Genomic DNA, 24,643 nt, shown 5'->3' on the forward strand with positions numbered 1-24,643 from the left:
CGGCATGTCGGTCAAGGTCTATGAAAGGATCCTTCAGCTGTTCGAAGCCGAAGGCATCAACACGATTTTCGGTATCCCCGATCCGAATTTCGTGCACATGTTCCATCTCGCGGAGGAGCGCGGCTGGAACGTCATCGCACCCCACCACGAGGAGTCGGCCGGTTTCATGGCCGAGGCGGTCTCGCGGATGACCGGCACGGCGGCGGTGTGCATCGGCACGCTGGGGCCCGGTGTCGCCAATCTCGCCGGCGCGATGATGTGCGCGATGGTGGAGCATTCGCCGGTGATCTTCCTCGGCGGTCAGCGCGCCAGGATCACCGAGCAGCGGGTCCGCCGCGGCCGGATCCAATTCGTGAAACAGGCGGCGCTGTTCGAGAACTCGGTGAAGTACAGCGCGAGTATCGAATACGCCGATCAGACCGACGAGATCATCCACGAGGGCCTGCGCAAGGCACTCAGCGGAACCCCCGGCCCGGTCTATATCGAATATCCCTCGCATGTCATCCAGGAAGAACTCGAGGTGCCCGAGCCGCTGCCGCCGGCGAGCTATCGCCTGGTGGGCCAGACCGCGGGCGCGGACAAGGTCGCCGAGGCGGTCGAATTGTTGCGTGCGGCGAAGCAGCCGATCCTGCTGGTCGGCCACGGCGTGCACACCTCGCGCGCCGGTGCGGCGGTCCGGGAACTGGCCGAGCTGCTGGCGGTTCCGGTGATCCAGACCTCCGGCGGTACGTCCTACATCAAGGGGCTCGAGGAGCGCACCTTCCCCTACGGCTTCTCCCCGTCGGCGGTCGAGGCCGTGGTGGGGTCGGATCTGTGCCTGGCGATCGGCACCGAGCTGGGTGAACCCGTGCACTACGGGTGTGGCAGACACTGGGTGGCGGGCGAGGCGAACCGGAAATGGATTCTGATCGAACAGGATCCGGCCGCGATCGGGGTGAATCGACCGATCGATGTACCACTGGTCGGCGACCTGCGCGCGATTGTGCCCCAGCTGGTGGCGGCACTACGCGACACCCCGCGCACGGCCACCCCGGAACTGGCGGGCTGGATCCAGCAGGACGCCGCGCGGCTGGCCGAACTCGCCGAGACCGCGCCGTCCGGGCGCAGCCCGGTGCATCCGGCACGGCTGATCGTGGAGGCCACCAAGGCTTTTCCCGCCGACGGCATCATGGTGCGCGACGGCGGCGCCACCACCATCTTCGGCTGGACCTACTCCCAGGCCAAGCCGCACGATGTGATCTGGAACCAGAACTTCGGCCACCTCGGCACCGGGCTGCCCTATGCGGTCGGCGCCTCGGTCGCCCAGGGCCGCACCCGCCCGGTGATGTTGATCTCCGGCGACTCCTCGTTCCAGTTCCAGATCGCCGAGCTGGAAACCGCTGTCCGACTGAATCTTCCGCTGGTTGCTGTGGTCGCGGTCGACTACGCGTGGGGTCTCGAGGTCGGCGTCTACAAACGCACCTTCGGTCAGGGATCGCTCGAGACCGGGGTGCATTGGAGCACCGAGACCCGACTCGACAAAGTCGCGGAGGGCTTCGGCTGCTACGGCGAATACGTCGACCGCGAAGAGGACATCGCACCGGCGATCAAGCGGGCCTACGCCAGTGGCAAGCCGGGTGTGATCCACGTAGCGGTCGATCCGAAGGCGAACTCCGAGGAGATGCCCTCATACGACGAGTTCCGCACCTGGTACGCGGAAGGAACCCAGTAGCCATGCCCGTCATTTCCACGTTCTTCATCGGCGGCAAGTGGATCGAGCCCGTCGGCGCGTCGACTTTCGACGTCGTCGACCCGGCCACCGAGCAGGTCTATGGCACTGTCGTCGCGGGCACTGCGGCCGACGTCGACCGGGCCGTGTTCGCCGCGCGCGGCGCGTTCGCGAGCTGGTCGGCCACCTCGGTCATGGAACGTCTCGACGTGCTGGCCGCGATCGGTGTCGAGTTCGAGCGCCGCCGCGGTGACCTCGCGGCCGCGCTGACCGCCGAGATGGGTGCTCCTGCCTCGCTGGCCAGCGGTTTCCAGCTGGATTTGGTTGCCGGACATCTCGATACCGCGATCGAGGTACTGCGCGACTACGCGTTCACCGAGCAGCGCGGGGCCACCCTGATCGCCCGCGAGCCCATCGGCGTCGCGGGGCTGATCACTCCGTGGAACTGGCCCCTGAGCCTGATCGCGGTGAAGGTGTTCCCCGCGTTGGCCGCAGGGTGCACCGTCGTGCTCAAGCCCTCGGAGCAAGCGCCGTTCAGCGCGCAGATCTTCGCTGAGGTACTCGACGCCGCCGGAGTTCCGGCGGGGGTGTTCAACCTGGTCCACGGCGACGGGCCCGGTGTCGGCGCGGCCTTGGCCGCGCACCCCGATGTCGACGTCATCTCGTTCACCGGCTCCACCCGTGCGGGCATCGAGGTAGCCCGCAATGCCGCGCCCAGCGTCAAGCGGGTCACCCAGGAACTCGGCGGCAAGAGCCCCAACATCGTGCTCGACGACGAGCGGTTCGCGGCGAACGTCGAGGCGGGCATCGGCCCGCTGATGATGAACTCCGGGCAGACCTGCAGCGCGCTGACCAGGATGCTGGTGCCGCGTGCTCGCATGGACGAGGCGATCGCGGCGGCGAAGTCGGCCGCCGAGCAGCTGACCGTCGGCGATCCGAACACCGAGGTCGCGCTCGGCCCGGTGGTGTCGAAGGCTCAGTTCGAGAAGGTTCAAGGGCTCATCCAGCGCGGCATCGACGAGGGGGCGACCCTGGTTGTGGGCGGCACCGGCCGCCCGGATGGTCTGGCGAAGGGCTTCTACGTCAAGCCGACGGTGTTCGCGAATGTCACCAACGACATGACCATCGCGCGCGAGGAGATCTTCGGCCCGGTGCTGACGATCCTGGCCTACGACAGCATCGATCACGCGGTGGAGATCGCCAACGACACCGAGTACGGGCTCGCCGGCAATGTCGCGGGTGCCGACCTCGACCAGGCGCGGGCGGTGGCGCATCGCATCCGGGCCGGGTACGTCTCGATCAACGACGGGTTCGACTTCCATTGCCCGTTCGGCGGATTCCGCAAGAGTGGCAACGGCCGCGAATGGGGTGCGTTCGGTTTCGACGACTACCTCGAGATCAAGGGCATCCTCGGATACGCGCCCGCGGAGTGAGCGAACGCGACAAGCGCCGGAATCGTAAAGATCCCGGCGCTTTCGCGCTGCGTCAGGACAATCCGAGGTCCCTGGCGACGATCATCTTCATCACTTCGCTGGTCCCCGCGTAGATCCGCGCCACCCGCGCATCGGTGTAGAGCCGGGCGATCGGGTATTCCATCATGTAGCCGTAGCCGCCGAACAGCTGTAGGCAGCGATCGACCGCCCGTGCTTGCACCTCGGTGCAGAACAGCTTCACGCGGGCGGCGTCGGCGCCGGAGAGCACACCGTCCACCAGATCCGACACTGCCCGGTCGATCATGGTCTGTGCGGCCTCGACCTCGGCCGACAGTGCGGCCAGTTCGAACTTGGTGTTCTGAAACGAGGCGATGGGTGTACCGAAAGCCTTACGCTCCCTGGTGTATTCGGCTGTGGCGGTGATCGCCGCGCGCGCCTGGGCGACCGAACCGACGGCGACGGTGAGCCGTTCCTGCGGCAGGTTGTTGCCGAGATATCCGAATGCGGCGCCCTCTGCTCCCAGCCGGTTGGCCACCGGCACCCGCACGTCGGTGAACGACAGCTCCATCGTGTCCTGCACTCGGCAGCCCATTTTCTCCAGCATCCGGCCCCGCTCGAATCCGGGCATCCCCTCCTCGACCACCAGCAGCGTGAGTCCCGCCCGTCGATTCCCGGGATCGGTGGCGGTGCGAGCCACCACGATCACCAGATCGGCGAGCAGACCACCGGTGATGAAGGTCTTCGCGCCGTTGAGGACGTAATGGTCGCCGTCACGAACAGCGCTGGTACGCATACCCGCCAGATCGGAGCCGGTGCCCGGCTCGGTCATGGCGATGGCGGTGAGCAGTGTCCCGTCGGCCAGGCCACGGAACCAGCGTCGTCGCTGCGCGGGGTCGGCGTACTCCAGGAAGTACGGCAGGATCACGTCGAGTTGGGTGCGAACCGTGCCAAGGGTCACCAGAGCGCGGGCCGCCTCTTCCTGCAGGATCACGTTGTAGCGGTAATCGCGCAGACCCATGCCGCCGAACTCCTCCGGCAGCGTGATGCCCAGCATTCCGAGTTCGCCCATCTCGGCGAAGATCTCGCGCGGCATCTGCCCGGCGCGCTCCCATTGCGCATAATTCGGCGAGATTCGCTTGTCGACGAAATCTCGCACCAACTCCCGGAACACCTCGTGATCGGGCGTGAACAGTTCGCGACGCACAGTCCTCCTCCTCAGACGAGTTCGACGACGGTGGCGTTGGCGGTGCCACCGCCCTCGCACATGGTTTGCAAGCCGAAGCGAATGCTGTTGTCGCGCATGTGATGCAGCATCCGGGTCAGCAGGATCGCGCCCGAGCCGCCGAGCGGATGCCCCAGCGCGATCGCGCCACCCACCGGGTTGAGCAGCGCCGGGTCGGCGCCGGTCTCGGCCAGCCAGGCCAGTGGCACCGACGCGAAGGCCTCGTTCACCTCGAACACCCCGATCTCGGACGGCGTGAGCCCGGCTTTACGCAACACCTTCTCGGTGGCCGGGATCGGGCCGGTCAGCATGAGGACCGGGTCCGATCCGGCTACCGCGCCGGCCCGGTAGCGCGCCAGCGGGACCAGTCCCAGTTCGCGCGCCTTCTGCGGGGTCGTGAGCAGAAGCGCGGCGGCTCCGTCGGAGATCTGCGAGGAATTGCCCGCGTGGATCACCCCGTCGCTGCGGAACGCCGGTTTCAGCCCCGCCAGCCGCTCCACGGTGCTCCCGCGCCGGATACCCTCGTCGACGCTGACGACGCCGTTGTCGGTCTGCACCGGCACGATCTGCTCGACGAAGGCGCCCGCGTCCTGCGCGGCAGCGGCCCGCTCGTGCGAGAGCACCGCGAACTCGTCGAGGCGGGTCCGGTTCAGACCCCATTTCTCGGCAATGAGTTCGGCCGACAATCCTTGGTCGAAAGTGAATCCGTCATAGCGGCCCAGTGCCTTCGGACCGTACGGTGCGCCACCGGATCTGGCCGACCCCAACGGAACCCGGCTCATCACCTCGACTCCGCCTGCGACGACGACGTCGTACTGACCCGAGAGCACGGCCTGGGCGGCGAAGTCGACAGCCTGCTGGCTGGAACCGCACGCCCGGTTCACCGTCGTGCCCGGAATGCTCTCCGGCCAGCCTGCGGCCAGCACCGCGTAGCGGCCGACATTGGCCGATTGATCACCGACCTGAGCGACGCAACCCCAGATCACATCGTCGATGACGACCGGATCGATACCGGTGCGCTCGGCCAGCGCGGTGAGCACCAGTGCGGACAGATCCGCTGGATGCACCCCGGCCAGACCGCCGTTGCGTTTGCCGACGGCGGTACGGACCGCGCCGACGATGACTACCTCGGGCATGGTTCAACTCCCCTTCTCGGAACTGGTGGGACGGATCGGTGGACGATGCACCGTCCATCTGCCGGTGAACTGCGGCTCGCGACGTTCGGCGAACGCGGCGAAGGCTTCCGGCGCATCCGCGGTAGCGAAGTTCAAGCCCTGCGCGCGGGCTTCCGCGGCGAGCGCTTGGCGCAGGGTGGTATCAGCGCCTTCGTGCAGCAGCGACTTGGTCTGCGCGAGCGCCACCGGCGGCCCCGCGGCCAGGCGGGCGGCGAGACCGTCGGTGAACGCGTTGATCTCGTCCGCGGGCCGTACCCAGGTGACCAAACCCATCTCGTGTGCCTGTTCCGCACCGATCGTCTCGGCAAGGAAGGTCAGGCGCTTGGCCTGCTGCAGGCCGACGAGCCGGGGCAACAGCCAGGACCCGCCCAGATCGAGAGTGAGTCCGCGTGCGGTGAACACCTGCGCGAAGGTCGATTCCGCAGTGGCGATCACCAGATCGCAGCCGAGCGCCAGGTTCCACCCCGCCCCGATCGCGGGGCCGGCGACCTTGGCGATCGTGGGCAGCGGCAGTTCGTGGAGCAGCATCGCGATGTCGGTGAGCGCGCGCATGCGATAGAGCGGATGCGCGTTGTCCGGCACCGAGATGTCGGCGCCGGAGCAGAATGCACTACCCGCACCGGTGAGGACCAGCGCGCGCACGGTGCGGTCGGTCGCGACGGCACGCAGCGCGTCCGCCAGAGCGGCGAAGAGCTCGGCGTCGATGGCGTTGCGGCGGTGCGGACGGTTCAGCGTCAGCGTCCGCACGCCCTCGCGATCGGTCCTCAGCAGGACCGCGGCGCCGTCACCGGTCACGTCCCCACCTCGGTTTCGGCTGGGCGACCGATCACGCCCGATTCCCGCAACTGCCCGACTTCGCTGACGGTGCAACCTATTTCAGCCAGCACCCGCTCGGTATCCGCGCCCAGATCCGGCACCGGACCCATGGGCGGCTCGTACCCGGTGACCACGGCGGGCGGCAGCAGCGAAGGGATAGGCCCGGCCGGGGTGTCGATCTCACGCCACCGTCCACGCTGCACGAGCTGCGGGTGTGCCACAACCTCGCTGGGACGGTTGTAGCGGGAATTGCCGATTCCGGCCGCGTCGGCGACCCGCTGGATCTCGGCCAGGTCGTGCCGGGAACACCACAGCGCGATAACTTCGTCGAGTTCCGCGCGGTGCCCGGTCCGGCCCGTATTGGTAGCGAACCGATCATCGGCGGCGAGATCCGGGCGGCCCAGGATCATCGTGGCCAGGCGTTGCCACTCGCGGTCGTTGGTGGTGCCGAGCACCACGGTATGCCCGTCCGCGGTCGGGTACGCGCCGTACGGCGCGACCGCGGGCGAACTCATTCCCAGGGGCTGCTGGTCCACCCCGGCGTGCCGGGCGTAGGTGAGGTGGTAGCCCATCATCTCGGCCATGGTGTCGAACAGACTGATACCGATACTCGTGCCGTCGCCTGCCGGTCCTCCCCATCCCCGAACACCGTCGCGGCGGTACAGCGCCGTCACGATCGAGAACGCGGCGTACAGCCCGGTCGTCACATCCGCCACGGGCGGACCGGGTTTGGCGGGCGCGCCGACCGTTCCGGTGACCGCGCACACCCCTGCCTCTGCCTGCACCAGCAGGTCGTACGCGCGTTTGTGCGACAGTGGCCCGCCACGGCCGAACCCGTCGATCTCGACGGCGACAAGCGCCGGATAGCGGGTAGCCAGCTCCGCCGACGACAAGCCGAGCCGGTCGCACGCGCCGGGCGCGAGATTGGACACCAGCACGTCGGCGCGGCTCAGCAGACGATGCAGAATATCCACGCCCGCTTCGGATTTCAGGTCGAGTGCGACCGACTCCTTGCCACGGTTGACCCAGACGAAGTGGGCGGCCTGCCCGAGCACCACATCGTCGTAGTGCCGGGCGAAATCGCCACCATCCGGATGCTCGATCTTGATCACCCGCGCACCGAAATCGGCCAGTGCGCGCGTGCACATCGGCGCCGAGACAGCCTGCTCCAGCGCGATCACGGTGATCCCGGCCAGCGGTGCGGCCGCGGGCCGGTCTGCCGCTGCCATCAGATCACCGTGCCGCCGTCCACCGGCAGCACCTGCCCGGTGATGAAGGAAGCGGCGTCGGAAGCGAGGAACACGAATGCGCCGGCCACCTCGTCGGGTTCGGCCCAGCGGCGCAACAGGATCCGGTCCAGCATCTGTGGTGCGAAACGATCGTCGGTGCGGATGGCGTGCGTCATCGGCGTCGCCGCCAGCGGAGCAAGGGCATTCACCAGGATCTGCTTGCGGGCCAGTTCTTTCGCCAACGACTTGGTGATACCGATGATGGCGGCCTTGGCCGCGGAGTAGTTCACCTGTCCGAGCGTGCCGACGATGCCCGCCGCCGAGGTCACGTTGATGATCCGCCCGGTGCCGTCCGTCGCCAGAAACGGCAGCGCCGCCTGCGAGCACCCGATGGTGCCCACCGCGTGGATGTCGAACAGGCGCCGCACCGACTCCACGGTGGTCCGCTCGAACATCGCGGGCGCGGTCACCCCGGCGTTGTTCACCACGATGTTCAACGCACCGCCGGTGAGGCCGGCCGCCCGCTCGGCAGCTTCGGCCGCTGCGTCGAGATCGGTGACATCGAACGCGAAACTCTGTGCGGTACCGCCGTTCCCGATGATCTTGTCCGCTACCGCAGTGGCCGCCGCGCCATCGAGATCGGTGACCAGCACCGCGGCACCCGCCGTCGCCAGCGCCTGCGCCACGGCTGCGCCGATACCTCCAGCCGCACCGGTCACCAGCGCCGAGCGGCCGGTCAGATCGAACAATGCCCGCTGTGTCATCAGTAGCTCCTCGGCAGTCCCAGGGCGTGCGTGCCCAGATAGTTCAAGATCATTTCCTGGCTGACGGGTGCGATCCGCATGACTCGCGACTCCCGGAAATAGCGGGCCACGTGGTATTCCTCCGCATACCCCATACCGCCATGGGTCTGCAGGGCGCGATCGGCCGCGGTGAATCCGGCGTCGGCGCACAGGTACTTCGCCGTATTCGCCTCGCGCCCAGAAGGTTTGCCGTTGTCGTAGAGCCAGGTGGCCTTGCGCAGCATCAGTTCGGCGGCGTCGAGTTGGGCGAGCGAGTCGGCCAGCGGGAACTGAATGCCCTGGTTGCGGCCGATCGGCCGGTCGAAGACCACGCGCTCCTTGGCATAACGCACCGCCCGGTCCAGCGCCACCCTGCCCAGCCCCAGCGCCTCGGCGGCGATCAGCATGCGCTCGGGATTGAGCCCGTCGAGCAGGTAGCGAAAACCCTTCCCCTCCTCCCCGACTCGGTCCTCGACCGGAATCCGCAGGTCGTCGATGAATACCTCGTTCGAACTCACCGCGTTGCGGCCCATCTTGGCGATCGGGCGGATATCGATGTGCGCGCGGTCCAAGTCGGTCAGGAACAAGGTCATGCCGTCGGTCTTGCGGTCGACATCGTCATAGGGCGTGGTCCGGGTGAGGAGCAGGATCTTCTCCGACTCGAGCGCCTTGGATATCCACACCTTGCGGCCGTTCACCACATAGTGATCGCCGTCGCGCCGCGCCGAGGTGGTGATCCGCGGAGTATCCAGTCCCGCACCGGGTTCGGTGACACCGAAACACACATGCAGGTCGCCGGCGGCGATGCGCGGCAAGGTGCGTCGTTTGAGTTCTTCGGAACCGTGCAACACCACGGGCTGCATTCCGAAGATGGACATGTGGATGCTGCTGGCGGCGTTCATCCCGCCACCGGAGCGCGACACCTCCGCCGCCAGCAGCGTGGCTTCGGTGATGCCGAGTCCGTGCCCACCGTACTCCTCGGGAATGGTAATGCCGAGCCAGCCACCGTCGGCGATCGCCCGGTAGAACTCCGTCGGGAATTCGTGCGCCTGATCCTTCTCCATCCAGTACTGGTCGTCGAACTTGCGGCACAGCTGCGCCACCGAGGACCGGATCAGCTCCTGATCTTCGGACAGATCGAAATGCATGCCTTCGGGCACTATGTGCGCCTCCACTTTCTGTTACTCGGCTACCAGTGACGGGGAGGGCTGCGCGATCGTGTGCTGCGCCGACTCGTAGAACTGCCTGGCCAGCCAGAACCGCAGGAAGTTGGTCAGCGAATAGCGCAGGAACACAGCCGAACCGGCGACGGTGAGGGCCACCGCACCCAGCGCGATGACGATGGCGTCGCGCTGGGCCAGCGGATCGGTGGTGCCATGCGCGAGCAGATAGGCGAGCACCGCGAGCACCGGCCCTGCCACCATGAGCGCGACGCCGGTACGCAACCACAGCCCGGAACGGCCTGCCGCCGGGTCGGGAATCTTCAGTTCAGCCAGTTCACGGGCGAAACGTTGGGCACGGGATTCGGTCATGACGGGTCACTTCCTAGATAGAGGGCGGCCAATTCGTTACGGATTCCGCTGTCCGGATGTCCCTGGCGCACAACACGACCGCGCACCAGCACCGCCGCGTGATCGGTGATGTCGAGTACGGCCGCGGCGAATTGCTCGACCACCAGCACCGCCACACCCCGCCCGGCGATTTCGGCGACCTGTTCGTAGAGCCGCCCGACGACCAGCGGGGCCAGGCCCATGGACAGTTCGTCGAGCAACAGCACCGCGGGATCGGTAGCCAATCCCCTGGCCAGCGCCAGCATCTGTTGCTCACCGCCGGACATGGTGCCTGCGACTTGATCGGCGCGAGCGGCCAGCTTCGGGAAACGATCGAAGGCGATCCCCTCGATGTCCGCACGAGATCTGCCGGTGAAGGTCATCATCCACAGGTTCTCGCGCACAGTGAGATTCGGGAAGACACCGCGTCCTTCCGGAATCAGGCAGACCCCGGCACGCGCCAGATCGCGCGGCGCGGCGCCGGTGACCTCACGCCCGCCGAGCAGCACATTGCCTGCCGCTACCGGGTGATTTCCCGCGATCACGTTCAGCGCGGTGGTCTTTCCCGCACCGTTGGGCCCGAGTAGTGCGACGACCTGGCCTGCCGCGACCTCGAGGTCGACTCCGTGTAGCACCGTGATAGCTCCGTACGCGGCGCGAACACCCTGTAGAGCCAGCAGAGGTACCGGTCGGATCTTCTCGGTGGACGCCGACACAGCGGACGGACTGACGGTGGTCACAGGTCCCCCAGGTAGGCGGCGAGAACGGCCTCGTTCGAACGGATGACCGAGGGCGGACCGGAGGCGATCATGCGGCCGAGATCGAGCACATACACCTCGTCGCAGACATTCATCACCAAGCCCATGTCGTGTTCCACCAGCAACACCGCGGTTCCCTCGTCGGCAAGCGCGCGCAGCAGTTCGCCGAAGCGCTCGGTTTCGGTGTTGTCCTGACCCGCCGCGGGTTCGTCCAGCAGCACCACACTCGGCCGCGCCGCGACCACCCGGCCGACTTCCACCAAACGTCCGGTGCCGGTGGGCAATTCGTCGGCGCTGGTATCGGCCACGTGTTGCAGGCCGAGTCGGTCGATGATCTCGGCGACGACCTGCTCGGCGCGTCGCCGTTGCGGCCCGAGTTCGGCGGCGACGAGTAGGTTGTCGCGCACGCTCAGCCCACCGAACAGTTCGAGCCGCTGGAACGTGCGGGCCAGGCCGTGCCGGGCTCGGCGGGCGGGACCGAACCGGGTGACATCGCGGCCACCGATGGCCACCCGCCCTCCGGCCGGGTTGCGCAGGCCGCAGATCACGTCGAACAGCGTGCTCTTGCCCGCCCCATTAGGACCGATCAAGCCGGTGATCGCGCCCGCTTCGGCGCGCAGCGTGGCGCCGTCCAGCGCCCGATGACCGCCGAATACGACGGTCACATCGTCAACTTCCAGTAGCGACCCCACGATCGAGCACCTCCTTGTCGTCCGGGCTCCATGGCCGCCGGATGCCCCACCACTCGACCGGCACCACCGACGGATCGGGTTCGGGTCGAGTTCTGGCGGAGTTCCAGATCCGCGCCACCACGATCACGAACACGACACCACCGGTGAATCCCCAGCCATCGATCGCGTCGAGCAGGCGCAACCCCCACAGTCCGAGTACGGCGACCAGCAGCAGGGGCGCCACCACGCGGTCGCGCAGCATGGGGAACCACTCCTGGCGCAGCGGCGCGACGGCCCCATCTCTGAGCACGCCACCGCCGAAGAGGATGCCGCCCAATGCGGGCAGTACCTGCGACAGATTGAGCAGAGCGGGCCACAGCACGGGTATCACATTCAACGGGCCTGCGAACACCAGGCCGGTGAACATACCCGCCCCGACCACACCGAGCCCGGCGATCGTGACGATCAGGAAGATCGGCAGTCCGGCCACCAGGTTGAACTGGTCCGGCGCCACGGCTCGGACCTGCATGCCGTACAGCGCTCCGCCCAACCCGGCGATGGCCGCCGACAGCGCGAACACCGCGACCCGCGCCACCAGCAAATTGCCGCCGAGGGTCGCGTAGGCAGCCTCACTGTCGCGCAGGGCGATCAGGCGTCGGCCGAATCGGCTGCGTCGCAACAGCGCTACCCCGAATCCGGCCAGCGCGAGGCAGACCGCTGCGAACACCGTGATGCCGGCGGTGGTGTCCACTTTCAGTCCGAACAGATCCGGTCCGGTGATCGACACCGAGCCCTGATCGAACAATGCCACATTCACCCCTAGAACCTCGAAGGATGGCAGCGTGAAGATCCAGCGGTCGAGGACGACCGCGAACGCGGCAGTCGCCAACGCCAGGTAGACACCCGAAAGGCGCAGTGCCGGAATCGCGATCACCGCACCGACGAGCCCGGCGATGCCCATGGCGGCGAGCAACGCCCACCATTGGCCCTGCGGCCCCAGGTGCCCGTAGGCCACCGCACCGATACCGGCGAGGCCGAGCTGGCACAACGAGATCTGCCCCGCGAATCCGAGCAAAGGCACGTAGGACAACGCGATGACACCCCAGGCGAACATGGCGCCATAGGTGATCAGGTCCGACTCGGTGAGCATGGTGGCCAGCATCAACCCCAGCGTCACGATCACCGCCGCGAAGGCCGCCGAGCCACCGAGGGTGGGTAACGGCACCGCTCCTACCCGGCGGTCACGCCCGCGCAACCGGCCGTGCGGAAACACCAGCAGCGCGACGAACAGCAACAACGCGGGCGCCGCGAGTCGCAAGCCCGGCAGGTACTCGTTCTGTGGGAGGTAGCCGGTCAGGTAACTCTCCAGTAGGCCGACGACCACCGCGCCCACGAACACCATCGGCAGATTGCGCAGTCGGCCGAAAATCGCCGCGGTGTAGGCACTCACGATGAGCAGCGACAGTTGCGCCGCGTCCAGCGTGACCAGCGGCGCGATCAGAATGCCGCCGATCGCGGCCAGTTCGATGCCCAGAATCCAGGCGATCCGGTTCGCCCGGCGCGGATCGGCACCGGTGAGACCGACCAAAGCGCGATCGTCGACCGTGGCCCGCATCTCGACGCCGGTTCTGGTGCGGTACAACAGGATCCGCAGGCCGACCGCCACCGCCACCGCCACCGCGATGGTCAGTGCCTGGTGCCAGGTCAGCGTCACCACGCCCAGGTCGATCGCCGGTTTGTCCACGAAGAACCGGGGCAGCGAACGCGACGCGTTCGGATCCCAGATCCACCGAGCCGCCACGATCAGTCCGCTGAGCAACGCGATCGTCATCACCAGTTTTTCGGCGTCACCCAAGCCCTGCGTCGGGGCCAGCGTCTTACCGAACATCAACCCGAAAGCAGGGGCGAAGACCAGCAGGACCGCGGCAAGGGCCAGCGGGACCGGCCAGCTCCAGCCGACCGACAGCTGCCAATAGACGAAGGCCGAGACCATGCCCGCCGCCCCGTGGGCGAAGTTGAACACACCGGTCGTGGTGTAGGTGAGCACCAGGCCGCTGCCGATCACGGCATAGATCGCGGCGGTGCTCAGGCCGACGATTCCGAAAGCGAGGAATTGCTCCATCGGTGGGCGTACTCCGTCACTTCACATCGTTGATGCTCTTGCCGACATCGGCCAGGGTCATCGGCCCACCGAAATCGCCGCGATACCGGTACGGGGTGAAGCCGCACCGGAACAGCCCCTCGGTGTTCGGGGTGAACTGCGCGGATTCCCACCCGCCGGGCCTGGCCTGCTGCACGTTGAAGCAGCGTGGCTGGTCGGCCATCGACTTGGACAGATCCACCGGAGCCTGCAGTCCCCCCGCGGTCCACGAGGTCTCCTTACCCGCGGCCTGGTAGACACAGGCTCGAGTCAGTTCGTCACCGCAGCTGGTGGCGGCCTTCGCGAACAACAGCCAGGACTGGAACGCGCGCAAGACCTGGAACGTGATGCCGCTGCCGGGTGAGTACTGCTCGAAGAGGTCCTCCACCTGTTTCACCGCCGGCACGCGAGCGGCTGCGTCCAGTGGTGCGGTGCCGCTCATGTCGAGCACATTGTTCTGGAACCCCAGCGAGCCCTTCGCCGCATCCAGGAAGACCTGGTTGTAGGAGTTGGAATTGGCGTCGATCCAGTCCAGCTTGTAGTTCATGCTGGTGAGCACGTCCTGCAGTTTCGCCAGGTAGCGGAAGTCACCGTAGAAGATGAGACCCTTCACCCCAGCCGCCTTGATAGCCTGGGCGTAGGGGGTCCAGTCCGACACACCCGAGATCGGGTACAGGTCGTTGTAGGCGATCCTCGCACCCGCGGCGGTCAGCGATTCGGAGAGCTTCTCCCCCATGACCTTGGTGATCGGGGAATCCCCGTTGATCATGCCGATCGCGCCTTTGGAGCCCGGGTAGGCCTCGTTGATGAGCCAGTCCTGGAATCCGGTGTAGGGATTCACATTCTCCGACACAGCGGAGCCGGCCCCCCGTTGCAGATCCGAGCCGGTGTTCGCGGCTTGGGAGACCTGCGCGGGGAACTCGGGCAACAGGCACTGCAGTCGGTCTTTGACCCCGAGTCCATCCAGTGCCGCACTACCGCCGACCAGGACGAAGTCCTCGCGGCAGGCCTCGAGCATGCGCTGGCGGACCTCCATCAGTTTGGTATCGCGCAGGTTGGTGACGATCTTGCGGCCGTTGATGCCGCCTGCCGCGTTACACCAGGACGTGAAAACCTTTGCCGCGTCGACGAAGTCGGGATTCTTCGTGAAGCCGATATCGGAGAAGACGCCGACCTCGATCTCGGTCGCCGTGACGCCCTGCGACTGGGCGCCCCCGGGTGTGCCCGGCTTGCAAACATCGGTCAACGTCCCGAAGTCGCCGGCGACGGCCGGTGCGGTACCGCCGGTTCCGTCCTCGCGTGCCCCGCTGTCCCTGCCACAGCCCGCCACCAGAAGCGCGAGGGCCATCAGGGCGACAACTGTTCGCTGTGGTTTCACGGTCTTTCCTCCTCTATGAGCGGCGGCACGCCGATCGACTCCTGCCGCGCACCCGATGCAACGGAAACTATCTTCTCAGCATCTGATAATCAATATGCAGATTTGAGAGAATATAGATCTGGCCACCGAAGGCACGCTGCCTGACGTCTGCGGCCGCGAGCGATCGCCCCCCGCGTTGACAGCACGTCAACGGCATGGAAATCTGGTAGTCAGTTTTTGAGAATGCTATTCTCTCAACCATCGGACCGAGCAAAGGGAATCCCTTGGCACACTTCACGAAACCAGCGGCAGGGAGCTGGACGCAGAACTATCCCGAGCTGGGCACCGCCCCGGTGGACTACACGGACTCGATCGACCCCGCGTTCTACGAGGACGAGCGCCAGGCGATCTTTCGCAAGAGCTGGCTCAATGTCGGTCGGGTGAACCGGTTGCCCAAGGTGGGCAACTACTTCACCAAGGAACTCGCCTGCGTCGGCACCTCACTGATCATCGTGCGCGGTGCCGATCAGACCATCCGGGCGTTCCACAACGTCTGCCGTCATCGCGGCAACAAGCTGGTCTGGGACGACTACCCCAACGAGGAGACCTCGGGTACCTGCAGGCAGTTCACCTGCAAGTACCACGCGTGGCGCTACGGCCTCGACGGCGAACTGACCTTCGTGCAGCAGGAGGGCGAGTTCTTCGACCTGGACAAGCAGCAGTTCGGCCTCAAGAACGTGCGCTGCGAGGTCTGGCAGGGCTTCATCTTCGTCAACCTTGACGAGAACGCCCGCCCGCTCGACGAGTACCTCGGCCCGCTGGCCAAGGGCCTGGAGGGCTACCCGTTCGAGCAGATGACCGAGGTCTACAGCTACAAGGCCGAGATCGGCGCCAACTGGAAACTGTTCATCGACGCCTTCGCCGAGTTCTACCACGCACCGGTGCTGCATCAGAAGCAGGCGGTCAAGGACGAAGCCGACAAGCTGGCCGGTTACGGCTACGAGGCGCTGCACTACGAGATCGCCGCGCCGCACTCGATGATCTCTTCCTGGGGTGGCATGGCGCCGCCGAAGGATCCGTCGGTGGTGAAGCCGATCGAACGCGAACTGCGCAGCGGCCTGTTCGGGCCGTGGGACCGGCCCGACATCGAGGGCCTGGACCCGCTACCTGAGGGCCTCAATCCGGCGCGCCACAAGGCATGGGGCATCGACGAATTCGAGTTCTTCCCCAACTTCTCGCTGCTGTTCTGGGCGCCCGGCTGGTACCTCACCTACCACTACTGGCCGACCGCGGTGAACCGGCACATCTTCGAGGCCAGCCTCTATTTCGTGCCCGCGAAGAACGCGCGCGAACGGCTCGCGCAGGAACTCGCCGCGGTGACGTTCAAGGAGTACGCGCTGCAGGACGCGAACACCCTCGAGGCCACCCAGACCATGATCGCCACCAGGGAGGTCACCGATTTCCCGCTCAACGATCAGGAGATTCTGCTGCGCCACCTGCACAAGACCACCCAGAAGATCGTCGAGGAGTACCGCAATGACCGCGCCGGCTGAATCGCACACCACCCCGCTGCCCACCGAGTTCGCCGACCTGGCGCGCTTCTCGGACTGGATCCTGGCCACCGAGCCGGAGCGCTACGCCAAGCGCCTCGCGTCGACCATGGACGAGATGCAGGACCTGTATGACACGGTCTTTCCCCGTCTGCAGACCGCGCTCGATTTGATCGACAAGCACGACTGGCACGACCTGCCCGACGAAGCACGCCACCTGTTCCACCTGCTCCAGTCGCTGGTGATGGTGTCGTTCCCGATCGAGGTCTGGAAGCAGCCGCGCGTCCCCGATGCCGGTGCCGCCTACCTCGACATCGTGCGCGAACCGGTGGTCTGAGGCGGTGGCTACGCGCACCCTGCGAGCGGCCGGTCTGCTCGATGTCGACACCGGAGAGATCATCCGGCCCGGCATCCTTCGGATCGAGGACGACCGGATCGTCGGTGTCGGCGGTGCCGTCGAGGGCGAGGTCGTCGATCTCGGCGACCTCGTCCTGCTGCCCGGGCTGATGGACATGGAAGTCAATCTGCTGATGGGGGGACGCGGGGAGACCGGACTTGCTTCCAGCGTCACCGACGATCCGGCACTGCGGGTGTTGCGCGCGGTGGGCAACGCCCGGCGCACGCTGCGGGCCGGTTTCACCACCGTGCGCAACCTCGGTCTTTTCGTCAAAACGGGTGGTTACCTGCTCGATGTCGCGCTGGGCAAAGCCATCGACGCAGGCTGGATAGACGGCCCCCGCATCGTGCCCGCCGGGCATGCGATCACCCCGACCGGCGGGCACCTCGACCCGACCATGTTCGCCGCCTTCGCCCCGGACGTACTGCACCTGACGATCGAGGAAGGGATCGCCAACGGCGTCGACGAGGTGCGCAAAGCGGTGCGCTACCAGATCAAACACGGCGCGCAACTGATCAAGATCTGCGTTTCCGGCGGCGTCATGTCGCTCACCGGAGCACCTGGCGCACAACACTATTCGGACGAAGAACTCCGCGCGATCGTGGACGAGGCACATCGCCGTGGACTGCGGGTGGCCGCGCACACCCACGGCGCCGACGCGGTCAAGCACGCGGTGGCGGCCGGCATCGACTGCATCGAGCACGGCTTCCTCATCGACGACGAGGCCATCGCGCTGATGGTCGAGCACGGCACCTGGCTCGTGCCGACCACCCGATTGGCAGACGCCATGGACGTCTCCAAGGCCGACCCGGCGTTGCAGGCCAAGGCGGCCGAGATGTTCCCCAAGGCCCGCACCTCGGTGCTCGCCGCCTACCGAGCCGGAGTCAAGATTGCCGTCGGCACCGACGCGCCCGCGATTCCGCACGGCCGCAACGCCGACGAGCTGGTCGCCCTGGTCGAGCGCGGCATGACACCCCTGGACGTGCTGCGCGCGGCCACCGTGCACGGCGCGGAACTGATCGGCGTCACCGACCGCGGACGACTCGCCGAAGGGCAGCTCGCCGACATCATCGGCGTCCCCGGCGACCCACTGGGCGACATCACCCACACCCGAAACGTGCAGTTCGTGATGAAAGGCGGAAAGATCCATGTCCACAACTGACGACCTGCTCGAGATCCAGCAGGTACTCGCTCGATACGCGGTAACCATCACCAAGGGCGACATCGACGGTGTGATCGCGGTGTTCACCCCCGACGGTACCTACAGCGCCTTCGGCGACACCTACACCCTCGACCTGTTCCCCGAACTCGTCGCCGCCGCGCCGAAAGGACTCTTCCTCACCGGCACGCCGGCGCTGGATATCGACGGCGACACCGCGACCGGCACGCAGCCGTTGTGTTTCATCGAGCACAGCACGCACGACATGCGGATCGGGTACTACACCGACACGCTCGTTCGTGGTGAACAAGGGTGGCGGCTACAGACCCGGCGAATGACGTTCATCCGTCGCAACGGCGAGCACGATTCGGGGATTCCGCACGCGTTCGAGCGTTCCAAGGCATGACAGTGGGCACCGGCTCGCCCGCGACACCACCTGTGCTGCACGGCATCTCAGATTTCCGCACGGGCCTGCACGCCTGGCTCGACGCCAACGATCTGACCCCGGCACCGGACCATTCGCTCGACGGCCAAGTGGCACAACTGCTGCGGGTCCGGCGCGCGCTCTTCGACGCGGACTGGATGCGCTACGGCTGGCCCACCGAGATCGGCGGGCTGGGCGGCCCTGCCGCGCTGCGTGCCGTCCTCGGCGAGGAGGTTGCCACCCGCGACCTCGCCGAGCCGGGCATCTGGTCGATGATCGAAGTCCTCGCACCGACCATGATCTCCTACGCTCGCCCCGAGCTGGCCGCTGCGATGGTGCCGCTGCTGCTGTCGGGTCGTGAACAATGGTGCCAAGGCTTTTCCGAACCTGGCTCCGGCAGCGACCTGGCTTCACTCAGCACGAAGGCCACGCGGCACGGCGACGAGTGGGTGATCTCCGGGCAGAAGGTATGGACGAGCCTGGCACAGTACGCGGCCCGCTGTGTACTGCTCGCGCGGACCGGGCCCGGCCACGACGGAATCAGCGCGTTCTTCGTCGATATGGATTCACCGGGGATCACCGTGCGCCCGCTGCGGACCATGCACGGCGTGGACGAGTTCGCCGAGGTGTTCTTCGATGACGTGGCTGTTCCCGCGGACCGTTTGCTCGGTACCCCCGGCGACGGCTGGCGGATCGCGATGGACCTGCTGCCCTATGAGCGCTCTACCTGCTTCTGGCACCGGATCGCTTACCTGTTCACCCGACTCGACCAGGTTCTCGCGCAGACCGACAACGGCGAGGACGCCACACTCGGCGCCGCCTACCTCGCCCTGCACACCGTGCGGTGCCGATCGCTGGGCACCCAACGCCGACTGGCGGCAGGTGCGCGGCTCGGGCCCGAGACCTCGATCGACAAGGTGCTGCTCGCCACCGCCGAACAGCAGCTGTTCGACATCGCCAGGGATCTGCTGCCGGGTGTCGTCGAACTCGACGACGGCCCGTGGCGCACCGAGTTCCTCTACTCCAGAGCGGCCACGATCTACGGCGGCACCGCCGAGATCCAGCGCAACATCATCGCCCGCAGACTGCTCGATCTCGGGAAGGAGTGACCGTGACCGAACACTCCGGCCTCGATTCGGCCGAACGCGCGTTGTTCACGGAGACGATCCGCCGCGCGATGTCCGCCGCCACCGGCCAAGCCTTGGACATCGCCCTGCCCGAGCTCGGCTGGCCCGACCTACTGGACGCGGCCCCCGAACTCGTAGGACCTGTGATGTTTCGGCTGCTCGGCGAAACCGGAGCGCACGCACCACTGTTGCTCGATGTGCTCGGACACGCCGGCGCCGACCCCTGCGCGCTGCCCTTCACCGGCGGGCACTGGGTGCGGTGGGAGCGTCACGAATCCGGCGGCGACGAACAGACGACCCGCTCGCCAGGCGACACGATCGACGCGGAACTGCCGCTGCGCCGGGTTCCCGACGGCGCGGTGCTCACAGCTCGAGCGCTGTCCGAGGGCAGGCGCGCGCTGGGCTGGTGGTTGCTCGGCACCGGCCATGCCATGCTCGGGCTGGCACGGGCGCATGCGCTCGAACGGGTTCAGTTCGGGCGCCCACTGGCGTCGTTCCAGGCAGTACGGCACCGCCTGGCCGAGACCCTGGTCGCCCTCGACGGCGCCGAGGCGGCGCTGCTGGTCGCCGACGAGGTCGCACTCGATCGCGTCCCCGGCAACCCCGCCTCGGCCGCGCTACTCGCCAAAGCCGCGGCGGGCCACGCCGCACTCACCGCCTCGCGGCACTGTCAACAGGTACTCGGTGGGATCGGCTTCACCGCTGAGCACCCACACCATCGGCACGTGCGCCGAACCCTCGTGCTGGACGGACTTCTCGGCAGCGCACGAGACCTCACCAGGGAAGCAGGCGCCGCGATTCGCGCATCGGGCACGGCCGCCCGGATCGCCCACCTCTGATCATCGAGTACACAAACGATCGCCCGGCACCGGAAAATTCCGGTGCCGGGCGATCACTCGGTGCGCTCAACAAGCTGTGGACGTGCCTCCCTGAATGGCCAGCAGCGCGCAGAACGTTGCCGCGGCGACCTTCCATGTGCCGTTCTGATTCACTGCCTGCCCGGTCTGATCCGGCAACACCGGATTGCCGCCCATGAGTAGCGTGTAACTCACGTCGGCGCTGTTCGCACCGGTGGATTTCACCGCGGCCACGGTCACCGTGGTGCCAGAGGACTGCGGATTCTGCGATTGCGCCTGCAGGATCGGCAGGAAGATGTCACCGCTCTCGACCAGCGCGGCGCGTTTGTCGGGCGGCACCGAGCCGTCGAAGAAGGTCGTGTAGGCCTGGGTGATTGCCTGGGTGGCGGCCGCGTCGACTCTCGGGGATGCCGCGCTGGTAGTCGCCCGAGCGGTGGTGGTCGAGGCCGCGTCTTGATCGTCGTCGGAACCGCACCCGACGAGAACGGAGACCGCGACGACGGCGAGACTGCAACAGGCTGCGGTGGTGCGGAGCAGAGATGTGCGCATGAAACTTCCTTTATTTGATGTTCGCCTTCATTTCGTCCATACCGACCAAGATCGGGTACCCGGTGACGCTGAGCGCGTTTCCGTGTCCCGTCTGGTGGATGTCGAACACCGACTGGATAGCGGCGAAGAAGCCCTGCACATCCAGCGTCTGATTGACGGCCCGCTTCGCCTGACGCAAACCGAACGCCGGCATGGCGGCGATTCGAGCGGCCAGTTCCCTGGTGCGATCGTCGAGTTCGGCTCTGGGCACCACCGTGTTCACCATGCCGACCTGCTGCGCTTCCTCAGCCGTCACCGCGCGCCCGGTGAACAGGATCTCTTTCGCCTTGCGAGCGCCGAGTTCCCAAGTGTGGCCGTGATATTCGACGCCGCCGATGCCCATCAGCACCACCGGATCGGAGAAGAGTGCGTCCTCGGCGGCGACGATGAGATCGCACGGCCAGCACAACAACAACCCGCCCGCGATACACCGACCCTGCACGGCGGCGATGGAAGGCTTCGGGATATTGCGCCACCGCAGCGAATACTCCAGGTACCGGCGCGACTCCAGGCTGTATATCCGGTCGAGGGTGATCGAGCGCGGGTCCGGCCAGGACTTGTCGTTCAGATCGTGACCAGCAGAAAAATGCTTGCCCTCCGCCCGGAGCACGATCACCGCGACATCGTCGGACTCGGCGGCACGAACCCACGCGGCGTCCAGCTCGTCGAGCAGTTCACCGTTCTGCGCGTTGGCGGCCTCCGGCCGGTCCAGGGTGATGGTCGCGATGCGGTCCGCGACTTCGTAACGGATATACAAATCGATGCTCCTTGCCGGGCGGGGGTGCAGTCTGACGAGAATACCATTCTCGCTCCAAGGAAGTAACAGTCTCGTGACTGGCGCGACATCCGTCGCATGGCTACACAGTTAAACGACGTTCTCCGGTACAGTGCATCCATGTTCTCTTCGCATGTCCGGGGATCGAGGCGCCCGTGACCAGCCCGAGCGAGAAACCCGCCTGGAAGCAGCGCGCGGTCGAACGATCGCTACGTACGGCGACGCTGCGTGCAGAAGAGCGGGTGCAGCGGTTCCTCGATGCCGCCCAGGCCATCATCACGGAGAAGGGCAGTACCGACTTCACCGTGCAGGAGGTCGTCGACCGCTCCCGCCAGTCGCTGCGCAGCTTCTATCTGCAGTTCGACGGTAAACACGAACTGCTGCTCGCCCTGTTCGAAGATGCGCTGGCTCGCACGTCGGAACAGTTGCGCGCCGCGGCCGACGGTCAGACCGACCCGATGGACAAGCTTCAGGTCACCGTCGAATTGCTGTTCGAGTTGTGCCGACCCGATCCTGCCGCCCAGCGGCCACTGTTCACCGATTTCGCACCGCAACTACTGGTTTCGCACCCAGGACATGTCAAAGTCGCACACGCGCCCGTCCTTGCCTTGTTCACCGAATTGATGGAGCTCGCCAAGGAAGCAGGCGAGATCGGTACCGACATGAACACCCGCCGAGCCGCGGCCATGGTGATGCAGACCGTCATGTTCACCGCTCAGTCGACCGGCGCGGTCGACGAGGAGACCCAGCATCCGATCACGGCCGCCGAAGTCTGGAACTTCTGCGCACACGGGTTCGCCCGCTCCTGAGGCCGAAAGCCCGGCAGGTCGGTGAACCGGCCTGCCGGGCACCAGCTATCACTACTCAGACCGCAGGCACCTCGATCACCGTCGCCGATCCCATGCCGCCACCGGCGCACATCGCCGCGATGCCGAGTCCACCACCGCGACGCCGCAGTTCGTGGACCAGGGTGACGATCATCCTGGCTCCGGTCGCCGCCACCGGGTGGCCCAGCGAGCACCCGCTGCCGCTGTAGTTCACGATCTCCGGATCCAGGTCCAGCGCTCGGATGGCCGCGAGCGGCACCGAGGTGAACGCCTCGTTGATCTCGATCAACCGAACCGACCCCAGCGAGATCCCGCTCCGGCGAACCGCCTTCGTGATCGCGTCGATCGACGCCAGACCGGTGAACGCGGGGTCGACCCCGACTGATGCCCACCCCCGGATATAGGCGAGTACAGGCAGACCGAGCCGATCGGAAGCGATCGCCAGTGCGGCCGCGCCGTCGTTGGCCCCCGACGCGTTGCCTGCGGTGATCGAGAAGCCGTCTATTTCCGGGTGCAGCACTTTCAGCGACGACAGTCGCTCCAGACTGGTGTCGCGGCGCGGATGCTCATCGGTGTCGAAGACTCCGTGCGGCGTCTCGACGGCGATGATCTCGTCCTTGAAAAGGCCTGCGTCGATGGCGGCGGTCGCGTTGCGATGAGAGCGCAACGCCCAACGGTCCATGTCGTCACGGGTGAGCCCCGCCCGCACCGCAGTGTTCCAGCCGACAGTGATGGACATGTCCATGGCCGGAGCATCCGGACGGTCCGGGTGACTGGGCGAGACCCACGGGTCGACCCATTCGTCGGGTCCGACCCTGAATCGCGCTCGGGGCGCGGTCGATTCGCTGTTCACGCCACCAGCGATCACCAGCTCGTCCATGCCCGCCCTGATATTCGCCGCCGCCGTCTGCACGGCGGCCATACCCGCTGCGCAGTGCCGGTTCTGCGCCAGGCCCGGCGCTGCCGTGAGACCCGCGGTGACGGCCGCGTGCCGCGCGAGCACCCCGCCGCCGTAGCGCCCCTCGCCGAGGATGACATCGTCGATTCGGTCGGCTTCGAGATCTTCGGCCACCGCACCGACGACGTGGTGGGCGAGGTCGAACGCGGAGGTGTCGCGCAGCGTCCCCTTTCGGGCGGTGCCGATGGGCGTCCGCAGCGCGGAGACGATGACAGCTTCGGGCATGGGGGCCTCCTGGGTGGATTGCCGGCAAAGGGCTGACTGCTCGGTCTGAGAATAGTATTCTCTCTCATTGAGATTGATATTCACAAGGAGGGATCGCTACATGCAGATCAGTGGAAGTTCCGCGCTCGTGGTGGGCGGCACCGGCGGCCTCGGCGAGGCGACGGTACGGCGGCTACACGCCGCGGGCGCGAAGGTCGTCGTCGCCGATGTCGCCGACGACAAGGGCAAGGAGTTGGTCGACGAGCTCGGAATCCGCTACGTCCATACCGATGCCACCCAAGAGGACTCGGTGCGCGCAGCGGTCGCCGAAGCCCAATCGCTTGGCCCGCTGCGCATCTCGGTCGACACCCACGGTGGCCCCGCGACCGGCGGTCGACTGATCGGCAAGGACGGCTCAGCCCTCGACCTCGCGGGCTTCCGCACCACTATCGAGTACTATCTGACCGCCGTATTCAACGTACTGCGACTGTCCGCCGAGGCGATGGCCACGACCGAACCGCTGGCCGAAGGCGCTCGCGGCGTGATCGTGAACACGGCCTCCATCGCAGCCTACGAAGGCCAGATCGGCCAACTCCCCTACGCCGCCGCGAAGGGTGGGGTCGCCGCCATGACCCTGGTCGCCGCCCGCGACCTCTCGCCCCTTGGCATCCGGGTGGTCACCATCGCCCCCGGCACCGTCAACACGCCCGCCTACGGTAAGTCCGCCGACAAGCTCGAAGGCTATTGGGGTCCGCAGGTGCCGTTCCCCAAGCGGATGGGACGCTCCGACGAGTACGCCCAACTGGCGACCGCGATCGTCGAGAACGACTATCTCAACGGCGAAGTCATCCGCCTCGACGGTGCTCTGCGTTTTCCGCCGAAGTAGGTCAGCCGAGAACCACGCCGCCTCGACAACTCGCGCACCGCACCGGAGGA

The 24,643-nt window shown here is 66.8% G+C and carries 24 protein-coding genes; 10 read left to right on the forward strand and 14 right to left on the reverse strand.

What is annotated here, in order from left to right:
* Positions 1-4 precede the first annotated feature (4 nt).
* Together IEY60_RS31655 and IEY60_RS31660 are read left to right on the forward strand one after the other, a co-directional pair.
* The gene (locus tag IEY60_RS31655; protein ID WP_189034206.1) at positions 5-1,711 is read left to right on the forward strand and encodes a thiamine pyrophosphate-binding protein; all 1,707 of its coding nucleotides are present in this window, start codon (positions 5-7) and stop codon (positions 1,709-1,711) included.
* Positions 1,712-1,713: 2 nt separating this feature from the next.
* Positions 1,714-3,141, forward strand: a complete 1,428-nt coding sequence (locus IEY60_RS31660; RefSeq protein WP_189034207.1) for an aldehyde dehydrogenase family protein — start codon at positions 1,714-1,716, stop codon at positions 3,139-3,141.
* A 52-nt stretch (positions 3,142-3,193) separates the two neighbouring features.
* Here the strand turns inward: IEY60_RS31660 and IEY60_RS31665 are convergent, their stop codons facing one another.
* The 11 genes from IEY60_RS31665 to IEY60_RS31715 form a co-directional block, all read right to left on the reverse strand.
* Positions 3,194-4,345 (reverse strand): acyl-CoA dehydrogenase family protein, encoded by a 1,152-nt coding sequence (locus IEY60_RS31665; RefSeq protein WP_189034208.1) that lies wholly within the window; start codon positions 4,343-4,345, stop codon positions 3,194-3,196.
* 11 nt (positions 4,346-4,356) lie between these two features.
* Positions 4,357-5,499: a thiolase family protein gene (locus IEY60_RS31670; RefSeq protein WP_189034209.1), complete on the reverse strand. Its 1,143-nt coding sequence runs from the start codon at positions 5,497-5,499 to the stop codon at positions 4,357-4,359.
* 3 nt (positions 5,500-5,502) lie between these two features.
* Positions 5,503-6,333, reverse strand: a complete 831-nt coding sequence (locus IEY60_RS31675; protein WP_189034210.1) for an enoyl-CoA hydratase/isomerase family protein — start codon at positions 6,331-6,333, stop codon at positions 5,503-5,505.
* Positions 6,330-7,583: a CaiB/BaiF CoA transferase family protein gene (locus IEY60_RS31680; protein WP_189034211.1), complete on the reverse strand. Its 1,254-nt coding sequence runs from the start codon at positions 7,581-7,583 to the stop codon at positions 6,330-6,332. Before IEY60_RS31680 ends, IEY60_RS31675 begins: the two co-directional genes overlap by 4 nt.
* Positions 7,583-8,347: an SDR family NAD(P)-dependent oxidoreductase gene (locus IEY60_RS31685; RefSeq protein WP_189034212.1), complete on the reverse strand. Its 765-nt coding sequence runs from the start codon at positions 8,345-8,347 to the stop codon at positions 7,583-7,585. The genes IEY60_RS31680 and IEY60_RS31685 overlap by 1 nt, the downstream gene beginning before the upstream one ends.
* Positions 8,347-9,513 carry an acyl-CoA dehydrogenase family protein gene (locus IEY60_RS31690; protein ID WP_189034213.1) on the reverse strand — a complete coding sequence of 389 codons (1,167 nt, stop codon included), beginning with the start codon at positions 9,511-9,513 and terminating at the stop codon, positions 8,347-8,349. The genes IEY60_RS31685 and IEY60_RS31690 overlap by 1 nt, the downstream gene beginning before the upstream one ends.
* 33 nt (positions 9,514-9,546) lie before the next feature.
* The gene (locus IEY60_RS31695) at positions 9,547-9,897 is read right to left on the reverse strand and encodes a hypothetical protein (protein WP_189034214.1); all 351 of its coding nucleotides are present in this window, start codon (positions 9,895-9,897) and stop codon (positions 9,547-9,549) included.
* Positions 9,894-10,550: an ABC transporter ATP-binding protein gene (locus IEY60_RS31700; RefSeq protein WP_229740301.1), complete on the reverse strand. Its 657-nt coding sequence runs from the start codon at positions 10,548-10,550 to the stop codon at positions 9,894-9,896. The genes IEY60_RS31695 and IEY60_RS31700 overlap by 4 nt, the downstream gene beginning before the upstream one ends.
* 101 nt (positions 10,551-10,651) lie before the next feature.
* Positions 10,652-11,365: an ABC transporter ATP-binding protein gene (locus IEY60_RS31705; protein WP_229740302.1), complete on the reverse strand. Its 714-nt coding sequence runs from the start codon at positions 11,363-11,365 to the stop codon at positions 10,652-10,654.
* Positions 11,343-13,466, reverse strand: a complete 2,124-nt coding sequence (locus IEY60_RS31710) for a branched-chain amino acid ABC transporter permease (protein ID WP_189034217.1) — start codon at positions 13,464-13,466, stop codon at positions 11,343-11,345. Before IEY60_RS31710 ends, IEY60_RS31705 begins: the two co-directional genes overlap by 23 nt.
* 16 nt (positions 13,467-13,482) lie before the next feature.
* Positions 13,483-14,862 carry an ABC transporter substrate-binding protein gene (locus IEY60_RS31715; protein ID WP_229740303.1) on the reverse strand — a complete coding sequence of 460 codons (1,380 nt, stop codon included), beginning with the start codon at positions 14,860-14,862 and terminating at the stop codon, positions 13,483-13,485.
* A 263-nt stretch (positions 14,863-15,125) separates the two neighbouring features.
* On the opposite strand from IEY60_RS31715, the gene IEY60_RS31720 reads away from it, so the two are divergent.
* Genes IEY60_RS31720 through IEY60_RS31745 form a run of 6 tightly spaced genes read left to right on the forward strand, consistent with a single transcriptional unit; the run spans position 15,126 to position 20,337 of the window.
* Positions 15,126-16,394 (forward strand): aromatic ring-hydroxylating oxygenase subunit alpha, encoded by a 1,269-nt coding sequence (locus IEY60_RS31720; RefSeq protein WP_189034218.1) that lies wholly within the window; start codon positions 15,126-15,128, stop codon positions 16,392-16,394.
* Positions 16,378-16,728, forward strand: coding sequence for a hypothetical protein (locus tag IEY60_RS31725; protein ID WP_189034219.1), 351 nt, complete (start codon positions 16,378-16,380; stop codon positions 16,726-16,728). Before IEY60_RS31720 ends, IEY60_RS31725 begins: the two co-directional genes overlap by 17 nt.
* 4 nt (positions 16,729-16,732) lie before the next feature.
* Positions 16,733-17,950: a metal-dependent hydrolase family protein gene (locus IEY60_RS31730; protein WP_229740304.1), complete on the forward strand. Its 1,218-nt coding sequence runs from the start codon at positions 16,733-16,735 to the stop codon at positions 17,948-17,950.
* Positions 17,937-18,353 carry a nuclear transport factor 2 family protein gene (locus IEY60_RS31735; RefSeq protein WP_189034221.1) on the forward strand — a complete coding sequence of 139 codons (417 nt, stop codon included), beginning with the start codon at positions 17,937-17,939 and terminating at the stop codon, positions 18,351-18,353. The genes IEY60_RS31730 and IEY60_RS31735 overlap by 14 nt, the downstream gene beginning before the upstream one ends.
* Positions 18,350-19,480: an acyl-CoA dehydrogenase family protein gene (locus tag IEY60_RS31740; protein WP_189034222.1), complete on the forward strand. Its 1,131-nt coding sequence runs from the start codon at positions 18,350-18,352 to the stop codon at positions 19,478-19,480. Before IEY60_RS31735 ends, IEY60_RS31740 begins: the two co-directional genes overlap by 4 nt.
* On the forward strand, positions 19,477-20,337 hold the full coding sequence (locus IEY60_RS31745) for an acyl-CoA dehydrogenase family protein (RefSeq protein WP_373291793.1): 861 nt from the start codon (positions 19,477-19,479) through the stop codon (positions 20,335-20,337). The genes IEY60_RS31740 and IEY60_RS31745 overlap by 4 nt, the downstream gene beginning before the upstream one ends.
* Before the next feature lie 66 nt (positions 20,338-20,403).
* On the opposite strand, the gene IEY60_RS31750 is transcribed toward IEY60_RS31745, so the two are convergent.
* A complete protein-coding gene (locus tag IEY60_RS31750; RefSeq protein ID WP_189034223.1) occupies positions 20,404-20,904 on the reverse strand; it encodes an MTB12 C-terminal domain-containing protein in 501 nt (166 codons plus the stop codon).
* A 10-nt stretch (positions 20,905-20,914) separates the two neighbouring features.
* Entirely contained in the window at positions 20,915-21,700 is a 786-nt protein-coding gene (locus IEY60_RS31755) for an enoyl-CoA hydratase (protein ID WP_189034224.1), read from the reverse strand.
* Positions 21,701-21,873: 173 nt separating this feature from the next.
* On the opposite strand from IEY60_RS31755, the gene IEY60_RS31760 reads away from it, so the two are divergent.
* Positions 21,874-22,527 (forward strand): TetR/AcrR family transcriptional regulator, encoded by a 654-nt coding sequence (locus IEY60_RS31760; RefSeq protein ID WP_189034225.1) that lies wholly within the window; start codon positions 21,874-21,876, stop codon positions 22,525-22,527.
* A 55-nt stretch (positions 22,528-22,582) separates the two neighbouring features.
* On the opposite strand, the gene IEY60_RS31765 is transcribed toward IEY60_RS31760, so the two are convergent.
* Positions 22,583-23,728 (reverse strand): thiolase family protein, encoded by a 1,146-nt coding sequence (locus IEY60_RS31765; protein WP_189034226.1) that lies wholly within the window; start codon positions 23,726-23,728, stop codon positions 22,583-22,585.
* A 100-nt stretch (positions 23,729-23,828) separates the two neighbouring features.
* Between IEY60_RS31765 and IEY60_RS31770 the strand changes: the two genes are divergently transcribed.
* Complete coding sequence (locus IEY60_RS31770; RefSeq protein WP_189034227.1) at positions 23,829-24,593, forward strand: SDR family NAD(P)-dependent oxidoreductase; 765 nt, start codon at positions 23,829-23,831, stop codon at positions 24,591-24,593.
* The last annotated feature ends 50 nt before the right edge of the window (positions 24,594-24,643 follow it).

Origin of the sequence: Nocardia rhizosphaerihabitans, assembly GCF_014646295.1 — a bacterium.
GTDB classification, from domain to species: Bacteria; Actinomycetota; Actinomycetes; order Mycobacteriales; family Mycobacteriaceae; genus Nocardia; species Nocardia rhizosphaerihabitans.

Coding starts and splice junctions, on each gene's coding strand:
- IEY60_RS31655 (WP_189034206.1), top strand. CDS start 5: ATGTCGGTCAAGGTCTATGAAAGGATCCTTCAGCTGTTCGAAGCCGAA.
- IEY60_RS31660 (WP_189034207.1), top strand. CDS start 1,714: ATGCCCGTCATTTCCACGTTCTTCATCGGCGGCAAGTGGATCGAGCCC.
- IEY60_RS31670 (WP_189034209.1), bottom strand. CDS start 5,499: ATGCCCGAGGTAGTCATCGTCGGCGCGGTCCGTACCGCCGTCGGCAAA.
- IEY60_RS31680 (WP_189034211.1), bottom strand. CDS start 7,583: ATGGCAGCGGCAGACCGGCCCGCGGCCGCACCGCTGGCCGGGATCACC.
- IEY60_RS31685 (WP_189034212.1), bottom strand. CDS start 8,347: ATGACACAGCGGGCATTGTTCGATCTGACCGGCCGCTCGGCGCTGGTG.
- IEY60_RS31690 (WP_189034213.1), bottom strand. CDS start 9,513: ATGCATTTCGATCTGTCCGAAGATCAGGAGCTGATCCGGTCCTCGGTG.
- IEY60_RS31695 (WP_189034214.1), bottom strand. CDS start 9,897: ATGACCGAATCCCGTGCCCAACGTTTCGCCCGTGAACTGGCTGAACTG.
- IEY60_RS31710 (WP_189034217.1), bottom strand. CDS start 13,466: ATGGAGCAATTCCTCGCTTTCGGAATCGTCGGCCTGAGCACCGCCGCG.
- IEY60_RS31725 (WP_189034219.1), top strand. CDS start 16,378: ATGACCGCGCCGGCTGAATCGCACACCACCCCGCTGCCCACCGAGTTC.
- IEY60_RS31735 (WP_189034221.1), top strand. CDS start 17,937: ATGTCCACAACTGACGACCTGCTCGAGATCCAGCAGGTACTCGCTCGA.
- IEY60_RS31740 (WP_189034222.1), top strand. CDS start 18,350: ATGACAGTGGGCACCGGCTCGCCCGCGACACCACCTGTGCTGCACGGC.
- IEY60_RS31750 (WP_189034223.1), bottom strand. CDS start 20,904: ATGCGCACATCTCTGCTCCGCACCACCGCAGCCTGTTGCAGTCTCGCC.
- IEY60_RS31765 (WP_189034226.1), bottom strand. CDS start 23,728: ATGCCCGAAGCTGTCATCGTCTCCGCGCTGCGGACGCCCATCGGCACC.
- IEY60_RS31770 (WP_189034227.1), top strand. CDS start 23,829: ATGCAGATCAGTGGAAGTTCCGCGCTCGTGGTGGGCGGCACCGGCGGC.